At 50.8% G+C, this 21,521-nt stretch carries 25 protein-coding genes; 20 read left to right on the top strand and 5 right to left on the bottom strand.

Features of this window, described 5'->3' with window-relative positions:
* Nucleotides 1-27: 27 nt before the first annotated feature.
* The 5 genes from AC3CB2_RS08260 to AC3CB2_RS08240 all read right to left on the bottom strand — a co-directional run bounded on the left by AC3CB2_RS08260 (nucleotide 28) and on the right by AC3CB2_RS08240 (nucleotide 3,505).
* On the bottom strand, nucleotides 28-318 hold the full coding sequence (locus tag AC3CB2_RS08260; protein WP_352929292.1) for an EscF/YscF/HrpA family type III secretion system needle major subunit: 291 nt from the start codon (nucleotides 316-318) through the stop codon (nucleotides 28-30).
* Between the two features lie 27 nt (nucleotides 319-345).
* Nucleotides 346-585, bottom strand: coding sequence for an EscE/YscE/SsaE family type III secretion system needle protein co-chaperone (locus AC3CB2_RS08255; protein WP_352929294.1), 240 nt, complete (start codon nucleotides 583-585; stop codon nucleotides 346-348).
* A gap of 34 nt (nucleotides 586-619) precedes the next feature.
* Nucleotides 620-1,405, bottom strand: a complete 786-nt coding sequence (locus AC3CB2_RS08250) for a Crp/Fnr family transcriptional regulator (protein WP_352929297.1) — start codon at nucleotides 1,403-1,405, stop codon at nucleotides 620-622.
* Nucleotides 1,406-1,777: 372 nt separating this feature from the next.
* Nucleotides 1,778-2,152, bottom strand: a complete 375-nt coding sequence (locus AC3CB2_RS08245; RefSeq protein WP_014286173.1) for a CesT family type III secretion system chaperone — start codon at nucleotides 2,150-2,152, stop codon at nucleotides 1,778-1,780.
* A gap of 66 nt (nucleotides 2,153-2,218) precedes the next feature.
* A complete protein-coding gene (locus AC3CB2_RS08240; RefSeq protein ID WP_352929301.1) occupies nucleotides 2,219-3,505 on the bottom strand; it encodes an HrpJ domain-containing protein in 1,287 nt (428 codons plus the stop codon).
* 212 nt (nucleotides 3,506-3,717) lie between these two features.
* Here AC3CB2_RS08240 and AC3CB2_RS08235 point away from each other — a divergent pair, with 212 nt between their 5' ends.
* The 20 genes from AC3CB2_RS08235 (at nucleotide 3,718) to sctJ (ending at nucleotide 21,514) form a co-directional block, all read left to right on the top strand.
* On the top strand, nucleotides 3,718-4,116 hold the full coding sequence (locus AC3CB2_RS08235) for a hypothetical protein (protein ID WP_352929303.1): 399 nt from the start codon (nucleotides 3,718-3,720) through the stop codon (nucleotides 4,114-4,116).
* Between the two features lie 15 nt (nucleotides 4,117-4,131).
* Nucleotides 4,132-5,778, top strand: a complete 1,647-nt coding sequence (locus AC3CB2_RS08230) for a hypothetical protein (protein WP_352929306.1) — start codon at nucleotides 4,132-4,134, stop codon at nucleotides 5,776-5,778.
* A 77-nt stretch (nucleotides 5,779-5,855) separates the two neighbouring features.
* Nucleotides 5,856-6,236, top strand: coding sequence for a type III secretion apparatus assembly protein SctX (gene sctX, locus AC3CB2_RS08225; protein ID WP_008546577.1), 381 nt, complete (start codon nucleotides 5,856-5,858; stop codon nucleotides 6,234-6,236).
* A 5-nt stretch (nucleotides 6,237-6,241) separates the two neighbouring features.
* Nucleotides 6,242-6,616: a hypothetical protein gene (locus AC3CB2_RS08220; protein ID WP_014286168.1), complete on the top strand. Its 375-nt coding sequence runs from the start codon at nucleotides 6,242-6,244 to the stop codon at nucleotides 6,614-6,616.
* A gap of 233 nt (nucleotides 6,617-6,849) precedes the next feature.
* Complete coding sequence (locus AC3CB2_RS08215; protein ID WP_008546676.1) at nucleotides 6,850-7,401, top strand: hypothetical protein; 552 nt, start codon at nucleotides 6,850-6,852, stop codon at nucleotides 7,399-7,401.
* Nucleotides 7,402-7,442: 41 nt separating this feature from the next.
* Nucleotides 7,443-8,507, top strand: a complete 1,065-nt coding sequence (gene sctE, locus AC3CB2_RS08210; RefSeq protein ID WP_008546475.1) for a type III secretion system translocon subunit SseC family protein — start codon at nucleotides 7,443-7,445, stop codon at nucleotides 8,505-8,507.
* A 12-nt stretch (nucleotides 8,508-8,519) separates the two neighbouring features.
* Nucleotides 8,520-9,506 carry a hypothetical protein gene (locus tag AC3CB2_RS08205; protein WP_352929311.1) on the top strand — a complete coding sequence of 329 codons (987 nt, stop codon included), beginning with the start codon at nucleotides 8,520-8,522 and terminating at the stop codon, nucleotides 9,504-9,506.
* A gap of 217 nt (nucleotides 9,507-9,723) precedes the next feature.
* Complete coding sequence (locus tag AC3CB2_RS08200) at nucleotides 9,724-10,104, top strand: hypothetical protein (protein WP_488390221.1); 381 nt, start codon at nucleotides 9,724-9,726, stop codon at nucleotides 10,102-10,104.
* 54 nt (nucleotides 10,105-10,158) lie between these two features.
* A complete protein-coding gene (locus AC3CB2_RS08195; protein WP_014286165.1) occupies nucleotides 10,159-10,626 on the top strand; it encodes a tetratricopeptide repeat protein in 468 nt (155 codons plus the stop codon).
* Nucleotides 10,627-10,674: 48 nt separating this feature from the next.
* Nucleotides 10,675-11,259 carry a hypothetical protein gene (locus tag AC3CB2_RS08190; protein ID WP_352929316.1) on the top strand — a complete coding sequence of 195 codons (585 nt, stop codon included), beginning with the start codon at nucleotides 10,675-10,677 and terminating at the stop codon, nucleotides 11,257-11,259.
* Complete coding sequence (locus tag AC3CB2_RS08185) at nucleotides 11,256-11,933, top strand: hypothetical protein (RefSeq protein WP_352929319.1); 678 nt, start codon at nucleotides 11,256-11,258, stop codon at nucleotides 11,931-11,933. The genes AC3CB2_RS08190 and AC3CB2_RS08185 overlap by 4 nt, the downstream gene beginning before the upstream one ends.
* 235 nt (nucleotides 11,934-12,168) lie before the next feature.
* Nucleotides 12,169-13,164, top strand: coding sequence for a hypothetical protein (locus AC3CB2_RS08180; RefSeq protein ID WP_352929322.1), 996 nt, complete (start codon nucleotides 12,169-12,171; stop codon nucleotides 13,162-13,164).
* Between the two features lie 100 nt (nucleotides 13,165-13,264).
* Nucleotides 13,265-15,538, top strand: a complete 2,274-nt coding sequence (gene gspD, locus AC3CB2_RS08175; RefSeq protein WP_352929325.1) for a type II secretion system secretin GspD — start codon at nucleotides 13,265-13,267, stop codon at nucleotides 15,536-15,538.
* 242 nt (nucleotides 15,539-15,780) lie between these two features.
* The gene (locus AC3CB2_RS08170) at nucleotides 15,781-16,239 is read left to right on the top strand and encodes a type III secretion system chaperone (RefSeq protein WP_014286160.1); all 459 of its coding nucleotides are present in this window, start codon (nucleotides 15,781-15,783) and stop codon (nucleotides 16,237-16,239) included.
* 113 nt (nucleotides 16,240-16,352) lie between these two features.
* A complete protein-coding gene (locus tag AC3CB2_RS08165) occupies nucleotides 16,353-17,522 on the top strand; it encodes a hypothetical protein (RefSeq protein WP_352929327.1) in 1,170 nt (389 codons plus the stop codon).
* Between the two features lie 24 nt (nucleotides 17,523-17,546).
* Nucleotides 17,547-18,281, top strand: coding sequence for a hypothetical protein (locus AC3CB2_RS08160; protein ID WP_352929330.1), 735 nt, complete (start codon nucleotides 17,547-17,549; stop codon nucleotides 18,279-18,281).
* Between the two features lie 248 nt (nucleotides 18,282-18,529).
* A complete protein-coding gene (locus AC3CB2_RS08155) occupies nucleotides 18,530-19,624 on the top strand; it encodes a hypothetical protein (RefSeq protein WP_352929332.1) in 1,095 nt (364 codons plus the stop codon).
* Nucleotides 19,625-19,727: 103 nt separating this feature from the next.
* The gene (locus AC3CB2_RS08150) at nucleotides 19,728-20,132 is read left to right on the top strand and encodes a hypothetical protein (RefSeq protein WP_008546421.1); all 405 of its coding nucleotides are present in this window, start codon (nucleotides 19,728-19,730) and stop codon (nucleotides 20,130-20,132) included.
* A 51-nt stretch (nucleotides 20,133-20,183) separates the two neighbouring features.
* Complete coding sequence (locus tag AC3CB2_RS08145; RefSeq protein ID WP_054783331.1) at nucleotides 20,184-20,672, top strand: EscF/YscF/HrpA family type III secretion system needle major subunit; 489 nt, start codon at nucleotides 20,184-20,186, stop codon at nucleotides 20,670-20,672.
* A 38-nt stretch (nucleotides 20,673-20,710) separates the two neighbouring features.
* Nucleotides 20,711-21,514, top strand: a complete 804-nt coding sequence (gene sctJ / locus AC3CB2_RS08140) for a type III secretion system inner membrane ring lipoprotein SctJ (protein ID WP_352929336.1) — start codon at nucleotides 20,711-20,713, stop codon at nucleotides 21,512-21,514.
* The last annotated feature ends 7 nt before the right edge of the window (nucleotides 21,515-21,521 follow it).

The following is a 21,521-nucleotide window of genomic DNA, read 5'->3' as shown; positions in this document are numbered from 1 at the left end:
GCAGGCAGAAGAGAGCCTTTCAATGACTTAGGAAATGTTACGTGCGCAGGACTTCACCATGTCTGCGTGCGCCTTCACCATGCTGGTACGTGTCTGACCCATGGTGGTATATGTGTTCACGAGCAGCTGCAGAGTGAACATCTTTTCTGTTTCAGCCAAGTTGGAGTTCTGAGCTTCAATGATCTTGTCATTGATCTTATCCATCTCGGTCTGAAAGCGGACGCTGATGTCGAGTGCGTTCATGCCCGCTTTGTTTTGCAATGCTTCGGGAGCATCTGACGTGTAGGACGCTGTAATGCCTTGAGTAAAAGACGTCATGTTGACTCTCCTAATATTTGCGCGGCTCTAACTCTGTACTGGAAATTTGCGCAGGACGTCCTGAGCAGCAGTGATGCCGTTTATCACTGTCTGAATGCGTTGATAGTCAGCCTCGGTCTGAGGTTCCTCGGACTTGCGACGCATCTGAGCAGAAAGGTCTTCCAATTTTTCTCCGAGGAGTTGCGCATGATCTGATCCTTGTGGGCTTTTTAAAGCCTCTTCCAGATCGGTGACATACATCTCGTTATTGGTGTTTTCTTCCTGCACGCGTCAGTCCTTTGTTTCAACGCTTACCAGCTTCTTAAAAGTTTGATTCATTATTGAGCAAGTTCCGCTCCAGCATTGTCCTATTCAGCACAGTGATAGAACGATCCTGAATTTTTATGATGCCTGCGCGTTCCCATTCTTTCAGACGGCGATTGATGTTGCTGCGTGTGCCGCGAGCCATCGCGCCCAAGTCGCTCTGAGTGACGATTGCACCAGAGATGACAGACTTATCCTTCGGATCAGTACCAGCTGGAGTGCCAATAGACTCCAGCAAGCTGAGCAGAGCGTGAGCCAGACGAGCTGAAAGGCTCGGCAATGACAGGCAGCGGGTTGATTCGATGTAGGAGCGATAGTGTTTCGCTACGACTACAGCCAGCGCGCGGCAGATCTCTGCACTCTGTTCGTTGATGACATGAAATGCAGAACGTCTGATCTTATGAACGACAACATCTCCCAATGCGCATGCTGTGTCGGCATGTACAGATCGCTGAAATACACCCAGTTCGCCGAAGCTTTGGCCTGCAGTGATGATGGCATAAAGGAAGGTAGATCCATCTTCACGCAAGTGGCTCAAGCGAACGTGGCCGCTTTCGATGATGTAGAGAAATTCAGCTTCATCTTCCTGAAGATAGATGTTTTCGCCATTTGAGTAGGTTTGACGGATCGCTGACTGCTCTAAAGATGCACATAATTCATCATTCAGCTCTTGAAATAGCGCTGCATTCTCTTTCCAGCTGCTTTCACCTGAGGATGAGGTGCCAGTATTATGAGCTTGTGATGCGCCTCTACCCAGGCTTGCATCATATACTGCCTTTTCCATAGAAATGTACCGTGACCTCTTACTTAAATAAGTGCAGCTATTTCAGAGTTTGAAGATATACTGTTCTCCGTAGAGCAAATATACTTCGTCTTGTTTTTATTATACTCTACCAATATTCCACCCCAATCTCACTTGTACACAATTGCAAAGAATTGTGCTTCAGAACACGGTTAAAACTATAATTAAGACAGCTAATAGGCGAGTCAAGTCTGACTGTCATCATCTAACTTATATTTTAATGGATATTGTTCGTATCCCTCGGGATTGTGATTTTAAGTGCGAAAAAGTCACGATTTCCCTCCGTAATGTGAACAAGTGTGAGTCATTATATGATTGAAGCTGGTGTATACCTGCACGCAGTAGTCGTAGTAATTAAAGTGAACTCAATTCACCTATTAGATAGTCGACCGTTTGTTCTAGTTTTGCAGGGCTAAGTTGTCCTGCTTCGTAAAGGACTGCTAGGTGTAACGTTCCATCTTTTGATTTTCCCGCATGCAGGTTGGTTCCGATTTCAGGCCTGAAGCCAGCTTTGGTCAAAAGCGCTTCATTTGCTGAATTTTGATCACCTGTCATAGCGCGGCCGAGGCTCACAACGATGCTGTTGCCGTTCTCGACAGGAGTAAACGTCAGCTCTCCAGATTGTGATAGGAGGTAACTCAGACTCCCATCCGCTTGAGGAGAAAAAGGGATTTTCATATTGTTTGCGAACGCTTCCAGACTTGACTGGATAGCACTTGAAAACTGCATTCAAATCTCTCCTTTGCTTTTTCTGAACGTCGTTTGTGTTGCTGTTATTTTGCTGGCAATGAAGGCTCAATGAACACTGGTGGATCCAGCAGTGATCAGGTTGGCGTTTTCGAACGTTACGGTGTCGGATGCTGTCTGATACTGCTCTTCTTCCAGTATCGTCAGCTGTTCTGACAGAACCAGAAGCGTTTCGAGCTGTTGATTGCGGATGTTCTCATTGGTGAGAATTGTGTCCGGAACCTCGCGGTGTAGTGCTAGCAGATTGTTGGTGTAGTTCAGGGATGCGCTCACACCTGCCGGAGCCAGTGGAGCAACGAGGCCTTGCGCATCCGCTGGTGAGGTTACTGCCTTACCCAGATAGTGGAACAGGGAGCTGGCGAGTGAGTCTGTGCCCAGCTCATCGATCACGCGGTTGAACTCAGCGAAGTTGCGGCCTGTCAGCTTAGTCGCGACATGGACACCTTCATAAACGGTCCGCAGGCTTTTTAGTTTGCCGAGTTCGGTCAGCACAGCTTCCAGGTGAGCTGGCTCGTCCTGAGTATCTGCAATCTCCAGTCCCTGGCTCGCTGCTGTAGTGAACAGCTCTACGACATCGTCAAATGAGGTGAGGGGTGAGCCTTTGTTTCCGTTGACGTCCTGGTGCAAGGCGTGATGTCGGGCGATCAGATCATTGAACTTGTCGAAGATGATGCCGAAGTTTGCCTCACTGCGCAGCATGTCACGGTAATGTTCACGGATGACGGCTGGGTCTGTTCCAAGATCCTCGGCCTTGTCATGGGCCAGTTCGGCCACCGCGAAGCCAGCGCGTACATCTCTGCCGGTCTCTCCGCTTTCCATGTACTCGCGTGCATTGAGCAGAGCACCCAGTAACGCATCATTTGCGCCAGTGTTCTCGAAATGCTCAATGGCAATTTGCAGGGCAGCGTATTGGTGTGTGACATCGCCGTCAAACTGCTGCAAAAATGCGAAGACATCCTGAGGTGTCAATTGACTGGAGCCGCCGCCAGAACTGTAGTTGTTCTGATAGTCTTGCAGCAACTGAACCAAACCTTGCAGTTTTTCCTGCGAAGGCATGTCTGGCAGTTTGTCGTAGTAGTCGGCAATCCGGGTGATCGCTTCGATGTTTGCACCCTGACCCTGACGGATTGAGCGGCTCTCCAGTGATCTCTTATCCAAGCGAGAGGAGACGGCCTGTCCCAGCTCTTCTGCGGCATCCGTCAGCTTGGATGGATTGTTAAGCTGCATAACGCGTTCAGCGCGGCGTTGACCGGTTGCTTCTGCTACCAGCGGCGCGCCGACAGGCGACTCAGCATTGTGAGTAGCAATGGTTGATCTTAAGACCTCTAAGCTCATGGCAAGTCCCCCGCTGATAATATGAATAGGTATATGTCTTTCTCATACTTCTTTTAGTGGAATTGCTTTGTGTCGGGCGGCACAAGCGGTGTCACCCATTTTGCTAATTCTGCCTTTCCTGTGGTTTCGATTTTTGGGTGTGTCGATCGGAACAGCAGGGTCTTCAGCCTCACAGCTATAGAGGGAAGATCGTGTTTTGATGGGAATGTTGTATGGCGAAGACCGGATCCAGCAAAGATGAGTTGCTTCCCCAGTTCACTGTCACTGGTGATGCGGGTGATTTGTGCTCCTATCTGGATGAGGCCTTAAGCGCTTGTAATACTGGTAGGAACTGGCCTTCAGAAGGTGAATGGCAGGATGTCTCTTTTCAGATGGCCGCAAGCCTTCAGGAGCTGGTGGACCTGCCTGCAGTTCAAAAAGATCCAGCTGCGCAGCGTTTGATCGGTGGCTTGCTTTCCTCAAGAAGTTTTGAAGATTTTTTGCAGGGTTATGATGCGATTGCTGAGCATTTTACGAAGCGTCTGAAAGATCATGAAAATGAGACTGGAGGTGTTCGTTCCCAAGCCATTAAGCCCCAACGAAATGCGGGTCGTACTCGTCTGATTTTGTGAAGTGAGGAGATGAAAATGATAAATAATGTAGGTTCAGGTTCCTCTACACCTGTCGATCCGAATACTCTTGTCACTCCTAAAGATGATGATGCATCCAAGGCTGCTTCTGGTGGTGCAGGTGATGGTGCGCAGGAAAAAGCTGCTGCTCAGTCCGGCACATTGCAGGCTGCGGAGACGCAGACGAGTGTTTGGGATAGTTTTCTTTCCAATTTACCTGAGAATGATCCGGATTATGAGAATCCGTTGCTGTCGATTCCGGGGACGACTGCTCACGCGACAGATCCAAGTAAATACAACGCGTATGTCGATAGTGTTCTGATAGATCCTGCTGATACCGTTGCAGATGAGGATCTACCTGCGAACTACAACAATCCGACACCGCAGCAGTTCTTGTCCTGGCACCCAGCTGTTCAGCTGCGCTATCTGCGCGACAACTTTTCTGAGGCTGATATTCAGGCCGGTCGCACTGTTATTGGTACTGGTGACAATCAGGTGGGTGTCATTCGTTCTGACGATAAGCGCAGCATCACTGTTGTGAATGAACTGACCAAATCCCGGATCTTCCAGCACACCAAGACTGAGCAGGAGAGATTGGCAAATAATCCGGTCTTTTTGAATAGGATCGCACCATTGCTGGATTTGTTGCCCAAGTCCGGTACGGATTTGGAGTCAAGCCGTGCTGTCATCAGAAAGCAGATTAATGACCAGATTGATGCAGTCAAGAACAAGCCTCTGACCAATAAGACTGGAGGGGAAGATCAAACCAAGTTCAATACGGATAAGCAGGCGTACATAAAGCAACTTGAAATGTTGCTGGAGAATGTTCCGAAAAGTGGAATTTATGCGCCTTCAGATCTTGGCGCTGAAATGCAAGAGATCGTCAAGCGCTTTGAGCGAGCCCATGCTTACTTTGATGTCAAATCACCTAATCGCCATAGTACTTTAAAGCTAGCCAACAATTTCATTACGCCTGATAACAATGCTTCGATTGATCGTGGCTATGCGGTTTTCATTGAGCAAGAGCAGCGTATCCTAGCAATCAAGCAAGCTGAGCAGCAGATGTTGTCAGCAGGAGGAATTACCAACGCAGATGGTACTGTTTCTCGCTTGGACTTGCCTACATTGGTTGCTTTGATCCAAAATCAGGCAAGCCTTAAACAGCAGGCGGTCATCACAATGCGAACGGAACAATTGACGCAGCTTAATCAGTTGTCTCAAGTGTATGCTGAGATGCAGCGGATTGTGAACCAGACGCTGAAGGAGTTTAAAGATACGGGTAAGGATGCGGATAAGGAAACCTGGAATCTTCAGGAGAATCTGGGTTCGTCCAGTAGCTATACAACGGCCGTCGTTTTAATGTTTGAAGATTGGGCGTCATCTGGCCCGCATCCCGTTGAAAAAGAGTATAACATCACTCGGCCAACTCACGACATCCTGAGTAATAGTCCCAGTGGTAGTGGTAATAAGAACAAGTTCAAGCGAACGCAGTGGGAGCGGTTTTCTACGCAGTTGAGTGATGCGGTGACTTTGTTGAATCCGCAGCTGCTGACCAACGATATCAACCAGGATAATCGTGAACAGAACCGTTCTTATGAGCAGGCGACAGGTACAGTGCGTCGTAGCTTTGACCTGAACATTCAGATCGCACGCGGCTTCTCCTAGGATACATTTATAGAGTTGGCGGTTCTGGCTATCGTGGTCAGGGCTGCCTTTTGCTTTAACTGAACACGGAATTCGGAATGCGGGTTGCATCAATTACAATTGGGGTGAACGAGGTCTCCAACTGGAAGGTTGAAGATCAGGTTCAGTTGCCTGAGGGCAAGAAGCTTGCTCCCGTATTCTTACCTGAAGTCCGGCCTTTGCATGAAGTGCTTCATCGTCCAACTTTGGATGAGCGGTTGCCGGCCCTGTTGTTGCCGGATCTGTCAGAGACAGACATTCTTCTTCCGACTGAGCTGAGTGAAATGCGCAAGGAGCTTCAGCGCCTGTTTGCTGCTGCTGCTCTGCGGGAACAGGGGGAAAGAAAGCGCATCCTTAAAAGTGTCGCTGATCTGCTGATGGGTGATGTTCTGCTTGATGAAGATTTGCAAGCTGCGCTCGCCATGTTGTTGCAGGGGTAGAGGTTATGGCAGCTCTTAACAGTCGGCAGCGAGATTTTCTGCTCTTGAGCGTCTACATCATGACGCAGAACTGCAAGTATGCAGAAGCTTTGACCATGGTGCAGGGCATGATGGTGATGGAGGATGATTCCAAAGAGGTTTTACTTGCTCGCACCATCCTTCTCTTCTTGCTCAATCGGTTTGATCTGGCGCTTGAAAGTTTGCGTGAGCTGGACCTGTTGGATCCGCTTGAGCAGTTTGGAAAGTATACACGCTCCGATGAGCAATCCATGCGCCACTATATTCGGGCGCGCTGTCTTTACACGCTCCATGATGCTGACAAAGCCAAGGATGCAATTGACATCTATTTGGGCAATCGACGGCAAAAACTCTCTCAATAAAATTGGGTTGAGATCAAGGAGGGGGCAGAGTTCCTCTCTTTTTGATTGAAATGCGCTGTTGCGAACTGTGGTTCGGCAGTGTGTTGTCTTCGCTCACATATTCGTGACGCATAAAAAATCACTGCACAATGTGTATTGCCTATTCTTGTGTTCTGTTTGGCACAGAACACCTTCTGATTGCGCTCTATTGTTTTCTTAAATGCTGAATTAGTCAGAGATAAAGAAAGAGCGCCATGTCACTTCTGGATATGCCTAAACAATCACCGGAACTCTTTGTCGAAACGATTAAAGAGATCGCTGAGCCGCTCATCGAGCATGTTGATTCACTGGGCTTCAAAGATGAGCAATTTTACCAGTTGCTGAAGCAGGGTGTTTCCATCTCTGAGATGCTTGATCTCTCCAAGGAGGAGCTTGGTGCTGTTTATGAAATGGCGCGCCGCAATATCTCTGTCGGTCAGGTCGAGAAGGCGAAGTCACTGTTCATCATGCTGGTGCAGATCGCGCCGATGGAAGAGCAGTACACCTATGGCCTTGCAATGACCTATCAGATTCAGGGCGATGTTCGCATGGCTGTGAAGCTCTATCTGCACTTCATCAGCATGGATGCAACGAACCCTCAGGGTTACCTGCGTCTTGGTGAGTGCCTGATGGCTGCGAAAGAGTATCAAGAAGCTGGTGATGCTTTTGAGGCTGCGCTGCGTATGTTTGATGACCCTGTCAAAAATTACGATGACAAAAAGTATGCGCAAACCATGATGAAGAGCGCGCGCCAGAAGCTGGTCTGACATTAGCTTTTATCCCAATAATTTAAGTATGGAGAATAGATATGGAGCTTCCTAAAGGTCTGGGCCTGGGTCTGAACAGCAACAGTCTGGGCGATATTTTTGATACGACCTCTGAGATGACCGGCAAGGCTGGTGATGTAAAAGGTGCGGGTAAAGTTGGTCCGGGTGCACTGGCGTCTGTTGGTGGTACGCCAATGATTGCGACCATTGCGTTTGCGCAGCACATTACGCGTCTTTCAAACAGCCTCACTCAGGTTGGTTCTGACACACCTCTGACGACTTCCAGCTTCCAGGATATTGAAGTGCTTGTTGCGTCCGTTCTGGACAAAATGCAGGGCACCCAGGAAGCGGTTGAGAAGAATAAGGTGAACCTCACTCAGGCGAAGCAGAAAGGTGCTTTGCAGGATAAGGCGATCAAGCTCGAAGAATCCATCCGTAAGCAGGAAGAAGCTGAGAAGAAGCAGAAGGGTCTCAGCATCTGGCAGAAGATCTCTCTGGCGTTCCAGTGGATTGCTGCGGCGATTTCCATTGTGGCGGGTAGTATTCTGGCGGTTATTCCAGGGCTTCAGGTTGTCGGGGCGTTTATGATTGCTGCCGGGGTGGTGCAGCTTGCTATGGCCATTGATGCCACGGTGCAAGCGGCCACGGGACGAAGTATCGCCGGGCACATAGCTGCCGCCGCCGGAGCTGATGAAGATACCATCATGAAGGTGGACATTGCGATGAAGGTGGTTGGTGCCGTTGTTGGTATCGTTATGGCTGCTGCGTCCTTCTTCATTCCTGGTGCACAGGCAGGCAGTGTTGGTGCGATGATCCAGGCGATCTCTTCCATCACCTCCGCGATCATTCAGATCGGTAGTAGTGCTGGTTCCATCGCAGCTGGTGCGGTTTCTTACACCGCAAGTCAGGATGCTGCGCAGGCGAAAGAGCTGCAGGCAGATGCCGCAGATCTTGATGCATTCATCCAGTTGCTCAGTCAGATCATTGACCAGTTGCTGGCAATTCTGACGAAGGCTGGTGAGCAGTTTGCAGATGCGCTGGATGGAACAGTGAGCTCCATGAATGAGCGTGCTGACACGCTGAGCAGAACCAAGTTTGCAGGTTAAGAGGAGGTATTTATGAACGCAACTGTAGGTACTAATTACAATCGTGACTATCTGCCGCCCAGTTTCTTTCAGGACGGCAAACTTGCTGTTTCTGAAGAGCGTGCAACTAAGTTTCAGAAAAGCATAGAAGCGCGTCTGGCAACTTTGCCTCCAGAGCATCACGGTACTTTCCTGTCTCTCGTCTCCTTGCCGCAGTTTGCTGCAAGTGCAGATTTTGATCAGGCGACCACTGATGAAGTTCTGGGGCGTTTGGAAGCTGCGACTGTTGCAATCGGTTCTTTGGATAAGATCGACAGCACTGGTAATCTGTCCCGTCTGATTGCTCAGGCGCTGTTCAAGTCAGCCATCAACCAGCGTAACAATGAGCTTGAGTCTCGTCTGATTGCGCGTGAAACCGTGAAGACGCAGATGCATGCACAGGCTGGCAAAAGCCGTGATGCAGCTGAAGAGACCCGTACGGGTGCGATCATCAGTCTTGTTGTGACTGTTGTTTCTTCCGCTGTTTCCATCGTGATGTCTGCTGTTGCGATTGGTAGTGCTGCTAAAGGTCTGGGTGCTGCAAAGAACTCAGCCAATGCGAACTCGCAGGCAGCGAAGATGGATGCCAAAGCTGCGGATGTTGCGCCTGGTAAAGGCGGCAAGCTGGGTGACTTCTACTCTCAGCGTGCAGGTGACTTCCGCTCTCAGGCAAAAGGCTTTGATGCTGTTGCAAGTGCATCTGGTTCCCGTGCACAGTCCATCGCCACAATCGGTGGTGTTGCGAACACTCTGGGTAACACGACTTCGCAGGCTGCGAGTGCGTTTACTCAGGCGAATGCAAAAGAAGATGAAGCGATTTCTCAGGAACTGGCTGCTGCGGCAGAAGAGGTTCGTAAGGAGAATGATCAGGCTGAATCCATCCAGAAAGCTCTGGATGACATCATCCGTGCGATCATTCAGTTCCTGAAAGAATCCCGGGAAATCGAAAACGAACGGGCGGCTGCGATTACTCGCGGTTAAGCCGAAAAAGCAGGTGTGCGTTTATTACCCTCAACGCACACCTGTTTTTCTGCGTTTGCTGATTGGCTGCTGATCTTGCGCATCTCAGAGAGGATTGCTCGTGTTCGCCATAAACTACTCAGGGTGCTTGGATAAGCTCTGGCGAAAGCTGGGGTTGGGTGCTCCGATATTCTCCGAGCAGAACACCGCTTCAATGAATGTTGACGGGGTTCAACTTGTGTTTTCAGACGCGCTTGATGGCGGGGGCATAGATGTCACCACTGTGATTGGTGTGCTGAGTGAAACGGTTGGAACGCGAAACCGGCAGATCGAAGAGATCCTGCATCTCAATCTGGCTTGTCTTTCTCAATTCCGGTGTCTGGCAAACCTGCGCAAGACGAGCGAAGGCGCAGAGGAACTGGTGCTTTCCGTGAGCTGCCGTGGCTACACGGATTTGGACAAGTTGACAGTGCTGGTTGAAGAGTTGCTGTCGGTTGTGAGTCTTTATCAGCCGCTGGTTTCAGCAGATGCAGGTGGGTATGCCAGCAATCCTTTGTTGGGCGCGGGGCAGACGACGCTCTCTGATGAGCTGGATGGCGCTATGGTGTTTCACCTTTAAGCTCGCCGATATCCTTCAAATCAAACTAATTTTAGAGCCGCAAAGAGGCACGTTATGACTGAGCTTGTTCCAGAACTGGGCAAATCTCCAGAAGAAGACATTAAGGCAATTGCAAAGGGCGCGATTGGCCGGAGTTTGGGGCTGACAAAAGACGATATCAATCCGGGGCTGGTGATGGCCAAGGGATTGATGGATACAGGCCGAACAGAGAAGGCTCTTGAGATCTACACTGGTCTGGTTTTGCTTGAGCCGATCAACGTTGATGTTCAGCTTGGTCTGGCAAACTGCGCGGTGCAGCTGCAGCAGTACACGCTGGCAGTTCAGGCAGCCTCTGCTGCTATGGTGCTCGATCCGACCAATCCGCGTCCATACTACTTCTCTGGCGTTGCCTGTCTTGCTCTCGGTCATATCACTGAGGCGAAAGAAGATCTGGAAGATACTCTGAAGTACGCTCTGGAACGTAAGGATGCTGAGATCCATCAGGCGGCGCAGAAGCTGCTGTCTGGTCTGAACAACGCCTAGCGTCTTTGCGCTGATATTTTCATAAAAATCTGAGGCCGGGGACAAACGATGTCACAAGCACCTGCTACACAAAATGCTCCGGCTTCTGACGAGCTGCCAGCCGATGTTGAGGTTGATCTTGATGCGGTCTTCCGAGCGCTTGGCGGCGGCGATGTAAGCGCACGTGCTGTGCTTGATGCTCTGCGCTCAGGGCAGGGGCTTTCGGCAGCTCTCAACGCAGATGGTAAGCTGGAGAAGGTACTTTACCAGTTTGCGTATCAAGCCTTGCATTTGCAGCAGAAGGCTTCTGCTGAAGAGCAGTTCAAGGTACTTTGCTTGCTCAATCCTAAGAATGCTGAGTACTGGCTGGGATTGGCTTTGAGTCATTCGAGTTGGCCGCTGGGTGGTGATGAGGTTGAGACCTCGCTTCGTCAGGCAAAGCAGGTTGATGAGGCCAATCCCGCTGTTGCTCTGCGGTTGGCCGAGCATTGGTTATGGTCCCGCAAGCTGGATGAGGCGACCTCTGAGTTGGTGCGCTTCTATAAACTGATGAAGACGCGGCCTGTGCCTAGCCTGATCGACTATTCCAAGCGCCTTGCCTACGCGCTGGAGGCGCAGAAGAAAGCCGCGGTGCGCGACAGCGATGCGTCATGATCGCAACCTCTGGATATCTGCATCTGCCCTATGAGCTGGGTGAGGATGAGAACGGGATTGTTGAGCTGACAGCTCCTGCGCAGGCAGAGAAATATTCCAAGATTTCCGGCGATATCGGGATCCTGTATCGGGATCTGTCATTTACTGCGGGCTTGCTGAAATCTGCGCGCAGGATTGAGGCTGTGAAGCCGCGCGGTTCGGGTAGCATGTCGGTCGAGCGGCAGTTGGCGCTGCAATATGGCACTGAGCTGGCGCGCACCAGAGTACTGCCCAAAGATCATAGTTTTGAGTATTCTCAGCGGGCTGTCCAGACGGTCAATCGTTTGCGGGATGCTGAACATCTTTATCTGAAATACAGCGCGCAGTTTGATTTATCCCGTTGGTTTGCCTATGAAAAACCGAGCCTGACGTTCTCGGATGAAACGCGGGTTGGCTTGGAGGCGTTTTCGGTCGGGTCTTCCTCTCCGACTGACCTTCATGAACTGATTGCACAGATTGAAAACCGGTATCACCTGCTGCAACGGCTATACACGCAGTTGCCAAGGTTGAGTGAGCACAAGCGGCGACCTGGGTATGCCTATGCTTTCATGTTGCTCACGGATGGTGTTTTGTCAGCCCTGAGAGCGGCGCTTGCGAAGCAGGATGCGACCACTGGAGATGATGGGCCGGTGTGACCTGATCATCTAAGGGGAAGTTGTTCCTTTGATCTGTAGCCGATCTTATTCTTTGTTTTGCATCAGTTGGATGCTGCAGGTGTTGTACGTTCAGCACACACATGACAGTAACGATTATTTCACTCCGTAATTACCCCAATAATGTCCATTAGAGGGCGGGCTCTGTGTTTTAAGGCACAACATGACCGCTGGGTTATCTGCGACATATAGGTGGAGATAATTCAAGGAGTCTGACATGACTGCAGTATCATCGATTGGTTCTACACCTGCATCCAACGCAATAGATGGCAATATCCAGCTTGATCGTCCGGTGGCGGCCAAGAGTGTTGAAGCTATTCCGTCTGCCAGTCAGCTCCTTTCAGTTGGCGTTTCAGCAGCGTTTGGTTTGCAGCCCCCGCCAGACACAGCAAACCTTGAAGTGCTCGTAGGGCAGGTCGTTGCGCGCTTTGAAGAAATTCAGACTTCTTTGAAAGAGCAAAACCTGATTGGGCAATCTGAAAAGGTTCGCTCTGCACGCACTGAACTGCTGCAATCGCTGGCGCTGCAGGAAGATATTGCTGCCGACATTGAGGCGCTGGATCTGCAACAGCAGGAACAGGAAGGTCAGTTGTCTGATCTGCAAACTAGCCTTGCCTCCAAGCAGGACGAGTTGGCGAACCTGCCAGCGACTGTGCCGAGCGACCCTGATGACCCAGACAGCGAACTGATTCAGGATCCGAAAGAGGTTGCACGTCTGAATGGTGAGATTGCGCAGATCAACACATCCATCGGCGAAGTGGAAACAGCGATTGCTGACACTGTTGCGCAGCTTGACGTGAAGCTGGAAGACCTCAGCGAGAGTGATGCCGTGCAGTCCTTGCTGCGCACTGCGCTTGAAGAGATGGCTGGTGCACCAAAGACTGGCGAGATGGATGAGAGCGGTCAATCTACTCTGGAAGGCGTTTTGACGGATGCAGCGACTAAGCTCAATGCAGCCAAGCCTGAGTTTGATCAGCGCCACACCATCATTGAAGAGCTGCGCAAAGAAGTGCGTGAGCTGGCTGATGAACGCGTGAAAGACGAGAAGGCACTCATGACCCTTCTTGAAGCGGAATATGCGCTGCGTCTGGTTGGCTTTGTATCCAATTCCATCTCCAAATCGCTTTCTGTGGCAGAGCAGTCAGTGGGTGGTCAGGATGCATCAGACGCTGCTGGCAGAGTTCAGCTGCTTTTGGATAACGGCCGCGTCTAACTTAATCGAAGAAAGTTCGGGCAGCACAGGTGCGATTGCCCCGGGTTCGTTTAGCCCCGGGGTTCGTGTTGGGCGCATGTGCTGAACGCATAGGTTTGAAATGATTGGTGCTAAACTAAGTTCAATGCTGCGCAAGACAGCAGGCGTATTTTCAATTTCCGTGATCCTGCTGGGCTGTACAACGACCCAGCCGGCTGATCAGGAATGGGAAGACACAGCTCCGCCAGCGGGGCTTACAGAACAGCTGCAATACTTCTTCTCAGAAGAGAACCAGCGTGATGTTCATCTTGCCCTTTCAGGCCAACCGCGACTGGCATCTCACTCACGCGGCACTCTGGGCCGTTCGATCAACACCCGCTGGGTGAACAGTGAAAATGCGGCGCAGGGCAGACCGGGTACGGCGTTCTACTTCAATGATGAAGAAGCCAAGGTTCTGCTGGCTGATGCTCGTCTTAACAGTACCAACCGTCAAGAGATCCGTGTTGCTCAGGCCAGTGATGCCAAGGCAACCTCTGATGTGGTGCGCCTGAACTTCCGCGGTGAATCGCTGGAGTATTTCATTCAGCAGACGCTGGGTGGCATTCTTCAGGTCAACTATGTGATTGATGAGCCGCTGGAAGGCACGGTTACTTTCCAGACAGAAAATCCTATCGCCAAAGATCAGATGTTGTCTTTGGTGCGTGTCCTGCTTGGACGTAATGGTTACATTCTAAAGCTGATTGACCAGATCTTCCATATTGGTCGTCCTGAGACCATCCAGGCGATTGAGCAGTTTTCCGGTGTTGGTTCTGCTGGTGATCTGAAGCTGCGCATTCTGCCTGTCCGTTCTGCATCCTCTGATGATGCAGCGAAGGTTTTGCAGGCTATTCTGCCAGCTGGTGCCTCTGCTGTTGCTGTGGAAGGGTCCAACAAGATCGCTATTCGCGCTCGTCCGGAAGATATTGGAGCGGCTGAGGAGCTGGTGAACAGCCTTTACAACCGTGACAATGACAAGACGATTGTTTCTGTGTTGCGTCTGCAGCAGAGCTCTGCGAGCCAGGTGGCGAAGCAGATTACCACTCTGTTCCAGCAGCTTTATCCTAATCAGCTGACCTCACCGCTGACGATCATTCCGCTGGAAACGCAGCAGTCATTGTTAGTCGCGGTGCAGAGCCGTGAGATGTTGCAGCGTGTGCGCCGGATTACGAAGGAAGTTGACTACAACCTGCTGGATACTCCGAAGGTTCGTATCATCACTCTGAAGTACCTGCCTGCAAATGAGATTGCGACACAGCTGACGCAGATCCTTGAAGGTGAGGGCGGTAGTGGTGTTGCAGCGCCGCCAGTAGAGCAGCGTCAGCAGGCTTCTCGTGGGAATGGTTCTTCTGCACGTAAGTTCCCGGTTTCAGCAAATGGTGAGTCTGTCGGGCCAGCAGAGGATTCCATCAGCAATCGTTTCAGTAATGCAAATAAGCTGTTTGATGGTCTGACTGATGCTCCTAGCAATCGCGTTGCAGTGGGCAGTAAAGTCGGCATCGTGGCTGACAGCCGTAACAATGCTTTGCTGGTGAACTCTACCTATAAAGAGTTCAAGCACATCCGGGATGTGGTGCAGGCGCTTGATTTGCCGCTGTCTCAGGTGGTGATTGAAGCGACCATCGCGGAAGTGAACATCAACGATAACCTGTCCTACGGTGTGCAGTGGTATCTGGCCAAGGGCAACTTTGCAGGTGGCATTGGTGCTGTGGCCGATGGTGCGTCTCGTCCAACCAAAGCGGCTGGTGGAGCGCTTTCTCTGAACACTGTTGGTGTTGATGTGGTGTTGAAGGCACTGCAGAACATTACGAAAGTTAAGGTGATCTCTTCTCCTTACCTGACTGTTCTGGATGGTCGTAAGGCGCGTCTTGTGATTGGTGATCAGGTGCCGTTTGCGTCCCGCAGTCAGTCTTCCAGCAATGATGGTAATGTGACTGTGACCAATGAAGTGGACGTGAAAGACACTGGTATTGTTTTGCAGGTTGAGCCGAATATTCGTTCCAACAACTCCGTTCTGCTGCAGATCCAGCAGGAGGTGAGTAACGTTGTACAGAACAAGACCGAAGAAGGTTCGCTGACGCCAACGATTGCAACACGTACCATCAACTCGGACATCGTGGTTGAATCCGGCCGTACCATTTTGCTGGGCGGCCTCATTCAGGAACGTAAAGAAAATGGTGAGTCTGGTGTGCCGATCCTGCGTAAGATCCCAGTGTTTGGTGAGTTGTTCAAAGAGAACACTACAAACGATACACGGCGGACGGAACTGCTGGTGATGATCACACCGCGTGTTGTTCGCAAGCAGTCTGAGCTGCAGAACATTACGCAGAAACTGCGCCGCGAGCTTTCAGCTTTCTAAGGTTAGCGACAGCTGCAACACCTATCCCCCGGAGTGCTTCTGCGTTCTGGGGGATTTCTTTTTTAAGTTGCAGACAGGTGAGGGAAATTCATTTTCGCGCGCTTGTAAGTGCTTCCATAACCGGCGGAAAAATAAATGCTAATTGCGATTGTATCTTACTCAAACTGTATCGTTTGACACTTTAGGTTGCTCCGCTTTCTGGCAATGTCATGGCTAAGAAAGTAAGGAAGCGGAGTCCCATCATGCTCGAGAAATTGCTCAGTGATGCATGTCAGATATTAGGTGTTGAGCCAAAAGAAGATGAACAGGATCAATCTATTCGTATTGTTGATCTGGATGCTTTTTCTCTGAAATTCAAACTCGTTCCGGACAGTGATCGCATCTGTGTTTCTGCCTGTCTGTGCGAGCTGACACCAGTTCAACGAGACCGTATTCTTGAGCTTGTTCTCGTCTACAATACTCAAAGCTTCCAGTCAGGCGGGATGCGTCTGGTTCTCATCGAAAATGATGCTCTCGTGATGCATAACGATCTGCGGGCTGTGGCCTGGGATGCTGAAAAGCTGGCCAAGTTTGTGCTGGCGTTTGCTGATGTTTCCGCTGGTTGGCTGAAGATCGTGCGTGAGATGGGTGCTCAGGCTGAAGCCTCATCTGATGATCTGTCTCAGGACACATTTGAACCAGCAACACTGATCAGCCTTTAAGCGTGTCGGCCCATCCCCATCGGGCCGCAATTTCCTTTTCAAAACATAAGGCAACGCCATTCATCTGATACCGAGGAGGGTCAGAGGCGATTGCCTGTACCGGGCGGGCCACCATGACAGAAATTCTCTTTTCTCAAAATGATCGTTACACCAACGTTATTGCGCGTCTTGAAGCTGCGATTTCCGGCAAATCGGTTCAGGATGCGCGGGTGAGCCTGACCAAGAGCGCCAGCAAGAATGGTGAGGTGCTCTACAAGGCAACTGTGTCTCAGGACAATAAAGATGGCTTGAGCGAAAAGGTGCTTGGCCTTTGCCGCGCGGTGACGCGGCACACCCGGTTTTTGCAGAACAAAGCTGAAAGGCCTGAGCAAAAGGTCTCCAACTGGAATGTGTTCTATCAGCTGCTCCGGAATGAAGCGGCGCAGAGCCTTTATGAGCATGCGCGTGAGCAGCGGCAGGATCGTTTTGAGGAGGCCATCAGCTATATTTCTCAGTTTGTCTATGAGGAAGAAAAGAGCGATCCAAGAGGTCTGAAGTTTTCTTCGTTGAGGAATCTGAGTTCTTACCTCAAAGGCCAGAGCTCTGTGGTGTCCTTGCCGCAGTCAATCAAAGAGGAGCCGAAGGCAACCGTTGGTGTTTCCAGTGCGTTGTTGATGTCATCTCTCGGTTTTCAGCTTGCCGGGGACCAAATGCGGTATGTCAGCGATGACAATTTCCGCTTTGCGTATGCTGGCGTGGGAAAGCGGGACCTGGATGACTATCTGGATACACGTCCTTCGCTGGACGACACTGTGCAGCCAACTGGTGATCAGGGCCATGGTGATGAGGTTCATCCGATGGATGGTTCTCAACCTGAAATGCCGCATGAGGAGCAGCCGACTTATGAGGCTGTCTTCAACAGCATGAATGAAGCTGCTGCATCAGAGCTTTCCCTACAGCAATCCCGTGACCTTCTTGATGAGAAGGGCGAGGTCGAGACGGGTGGTTCTGATGAGGATGAGGCGGTGCGGGACAAAGCCTACAGCCGCGACAAGCTGAAAACCAAAGCTGCCAAGATCACTCCGCTTGGAGAGGAGAGTGATCCTGCAAGCGAAGGCGGCATGGAAGTGCAGGTTGAGGATCCGTTTGCTGGTGCTGAAGAAGATGCTCTGGAGCGCCAGAGCGAGGAAGAAAAACGTGCTGAGCGCCGGGTGAAAGTGCATGCTTTTGACCGGGCATATCAAAGCAAAAATGCGCATGCGGTTCGCACTGTGAGCAGCTCACAAACCGCACCTACTCAATAACAAAAACAACTGGAATGATGCTTTATGATTGACCTTGTTCTTCCATCAAGGCCAACACTGGACGACTTGCTGAGTGGACTTCTCAGCAGTGAGTTGAATCTGAAAATCAAGAAGTCCGATCTGCTTATCCCACCGCTGAAGAAGGCACGTGCCCGCAGTGAGGATGAGCTTGTCTTTCAAACCAAGCTGGTGAAACCACGTACATTCAGTTGGTTCACTCCGCTTTGGAAGCTTGGGCTTAAAGGCTCATTTGTGACCCGCAAAATTGAAGCACTTGAGCAGCAAAAGCTTGATCTTGAGGATGCTGGTAGCTGGTTCGATTTTGTGGTGTTGATTGAAAACCAGATCAAAGCGCATGACTGTGATGTTGTGGAGTACAGGGAGCTGATCCTCAAAGAGCTGTTTGGTGAAGGAGATCCATCAGATGTGCCTTTGAGTTTTGGTGAACTGACGCGCATCAATGACATCGTCAAAGATGTGCTGCCACCGGCACCGGTCTTTTCTATTGCCACAAAGATGTTTGATGTTGCGGAAGAGACGATTGAGCTGGGGCTCATTTATCTGGCCCGGACCAGTGGCTGTGTTCAGGACGAGACTGCGGAAGAGGTTCTGGCAGAGATCATGCTCAAAGCGTTCGGGTCGGCAGATCGGGGGAGTATCTCGGCATCCAATGATCAGATGCGAAGCTTCAAAGAACAGATGAAGGCCTGGGATGAGCTGGAGATGCGAGCGATTGCTCGTCAGATGGCGGTTGCTTAGATCTTGAGCGGAAATCATGCTGTGTCAGCAAGGCCGGTTCTGAACGGACCGGCCTTTGTGCTGTTTGATATCTGAGCTTAAGTCATTGAGATCACGAAGAATAACCAATTCGTGTTTTGCTTTTTTTTTGAAAGAATCTCTTCTGCCTGTAATCAACGGCACTCACCTCATCGCCTTAAGCGTGCATTCTAAACTCAAGAGATATCAAATCACTAGCCGTTTGAGGCTAAAAGGAAGGCGAGGCAATCATGACCGGAGTTAGCTTTTCCAGCACAGATCACTTGTCAGCTGTTTTGGATCGTATCGATCATCAAGCCAACAAAGATTTTGTTAAAGATAATGCGCAGGTTCGTATTGGAGGTCAAAGGACCGAAGGCGGTGAAACGATTTATCAGGCAGATACAAAGGATGGAAACAGTAAGGTTTCCAAAGCATCTGTCGCGAAGCTAACAGGCGGTAAGCTGTTTGGCAATGCGTTGCAAACTCACGATAAGAAGCTGAACAACTGGCCTGTGTTTACCCAGCTGGCGAAGAATGAAATTTCGGCGGGCTTACAACAGGGTGGCGTTCAAAACCATCAGGCAAAGACTGATGAGGTTCTTAGTGCTGCGTTTGAGCGTATTCAGAAAAATCCGACATTTCATGACAATGACGTGCGTTTTGGTGCGCTGAAGGAGCTTGGCACCACAATCAATGAGCTGGTGAATGAAGCTTTGTCTGACGCTGCCTACGAAGAGGTGTCTATCAACCCAACAGGTGGCCGCTTCATTGATAGGGACGGTGCAGTGGTTCTGCCGAACTCTATTTACGGCTTGGCATATTCAGAGCTGCCGGGCGGCAAAGAGGGGGCGTCTGTTCGTTCTGAAGGTGAGCAGAATACGCCAGAACTTGGTCAGCAACTGTACGCAGAAGTTAACAAGCGCGGCGGCGATAAAGAAGGTGCTCCGATCCTTCGGCATTTCACGCCAAATCAGCAACGTGCTGCAGAAGCAAATGAGCGTAAGGAAGCCGCACGGGTGCTGGCTGATATTGATCGCCAGGTCATTGAGAATGAGAACCCTTACAGCAGATTGGACCATAACAATGGGCAGTTGGCTGAGCCGGGGAGCTTCCTGCTTGATCCAACCTACGCGAGGTTGGAGACCGGTGGCACTGTGAACAATGAACCTCTCTACGCAAATTCAGAGGCAGAGAGTGCTGTAGAGAACAGCGGCGATTATCCTGATGTGCTTCTTGGTGATGATCAGCCGATTTATGGGAACATCTCGAGGGATGGAACACCTTTAGGGGAAACTCCTCCGCCAGTGCCGGCCCATAAGGGTGCGCGTTGGGAAAATCGTTAGGTTTGAGTAGGGAGACCTGCTTGGTCGACTGAGAACAAGAATTCGTATGCGGCTTGCTTAATGATTGGAGCAAGTCGCATGCAGGCTTTGGAATGAGGGTGGAATGAACGCAGAAGATTTTGATAGTGAAACCGTCAAGATGCTGGCAGAGCTGGGCTTTATCGCTGTCTCCTATGGTCTTGCCGAGCATGCTGACTCCATCTTCAAGGCGTTTCAGGTGATGCGCCCTGATCAGGAGGCTGGTCCCTTGGGTCGTAGCCTTGCTGCTATGACGCGTGGCAATGTTGATGAGGCGCTTGCTTGCCTTGAAAATGCGCCGCCAACTGACACGATCCAGACGTATCGCGGTCTTGCGCTGTTGCGGAAGGGCGAGATTGATACGGCCTGCGAAATCCTGAGTGAAGTTTGCGAGATGGCTGCGGGCACGCCGTGTGCGGAGATCGCGGCTCAGGCGCTTTCCTCCAGGGATGAGCTTGCCAATCCTGTCAGTGCGATGATGGTCCGCTAAGAAGCGTTGACCTCAGGCGAAACGAGTTTCAGCAAACAGTGAGGAGCATTCATGACAACATTTTTGGACAGTTCACTCACCTCTCAGCTGCAGCAGGCGCTGCAGGGTGGGGCAGGATCGACTGGCGCCGCAGCAGCGGGCGACGTGACGGGTCTTGAAGATCAGTTTCAGACAGCGCTGAGTGCTGCTGGTGGTGTGCAAGCGCCGGTTTCAGGCCAGATCGTCAATGGCAATGTGGTTATTGGTGGTGTGGATCAGGTGAACGCAGCGCAAAACGTGGCTGCGGTTCAGGCGCCTACTCAGGTTGCTTCTGTCAATCCAACGGACAGCAACTTCCTCATTGATGGCCTTGCCAAGGTGAGGGGTGTTTTTGCTGAGACCAGCGACAGCATCAATGCGATTTCTGAAGGTGGGCAGCTCAGCCAGTTCGACAAGCTGATCAACATGCAGATTGAAGTGGCGAACTATTCTTTGCTGGTTGATGTGAGCTCGAAGATTGCGGGCAAAACCACGCAAGGTATGGACGCTTTGATGCGTTGATTAAGACTGCGCATTCAATAGGTATAGTGAAAGTCTAAATGAATATTCGGCGTTTTATTACAATTGTAGGCATGGTGATTGGTTTGGCCGCCTGCAACACGGATCTGTACACCAACTTGTCCGAACAGGAAGCAAACACCATGCTGAGCCTGCTTTTGGAAAATGGTGTGTCTGCTCAGAAAGTTGGTCTGGGTGACGGGCTCGTGACCCTGCAGGTGGATGACGACGATATTCAGCGTGCGGTCACAATCCTGAATGCAAACGGGTTGCCAAAGCGTGCGCGTGATACGCTGGGTCAGGTCTTCCAAAAGTCTGGCATTATTTCCTCCCCATTTGAGGAGCGCATTCGCTTTATCTATGCGCTGAGTGAGGAAGTTTCGGAGACCATTACCGAGATTGACGGTATCGTTTCTGCGCGTGTTCACATCGTTTTGCCGGAAAAGGCAGATCTGGGTGAAGAGGTGAAGCCGTCTTCTGCTGCGATCTTCATCAAGCATCGTCCTGAATTTGATATCGAATTTCTGATCCCGCAGATCAAGCGTCTGGTCAGCAATGCGATTGAGGGCGTTGAGTACGCCAGTGTCTCGGTTGCGCTTGTACCAGCTCGTGAGTTGAAGCCTGTTTCTCAGCGTACTGCACAAGAGTATGAAGCTGTGCTTCCTGGACTGCGCATTGCCCGTGATGATGCCGGTGTCTTCTGGCAGATCCTTGGCGGGGTTGGTGTTGTGCTGCTGCTGCTGATTGGTGGCGTTGGCTTCCTGCTGTTCAAGCAGTTTAGCTCTGGCGGTAAAAAAGCCAAAGGTGGAGAAGACGACGAGCTTCTGCCTGAAGAACTTGCTTAGTGCAGGG

This window comes from Pseudovibrio sp. SCP20 (genome assembly GCF_057774105.1).
The sequence above is the reverse complement of the archived record's forward strand: the minus strand, read 5'-3'. Positions and strand labels throughout refer to the sequence as shown.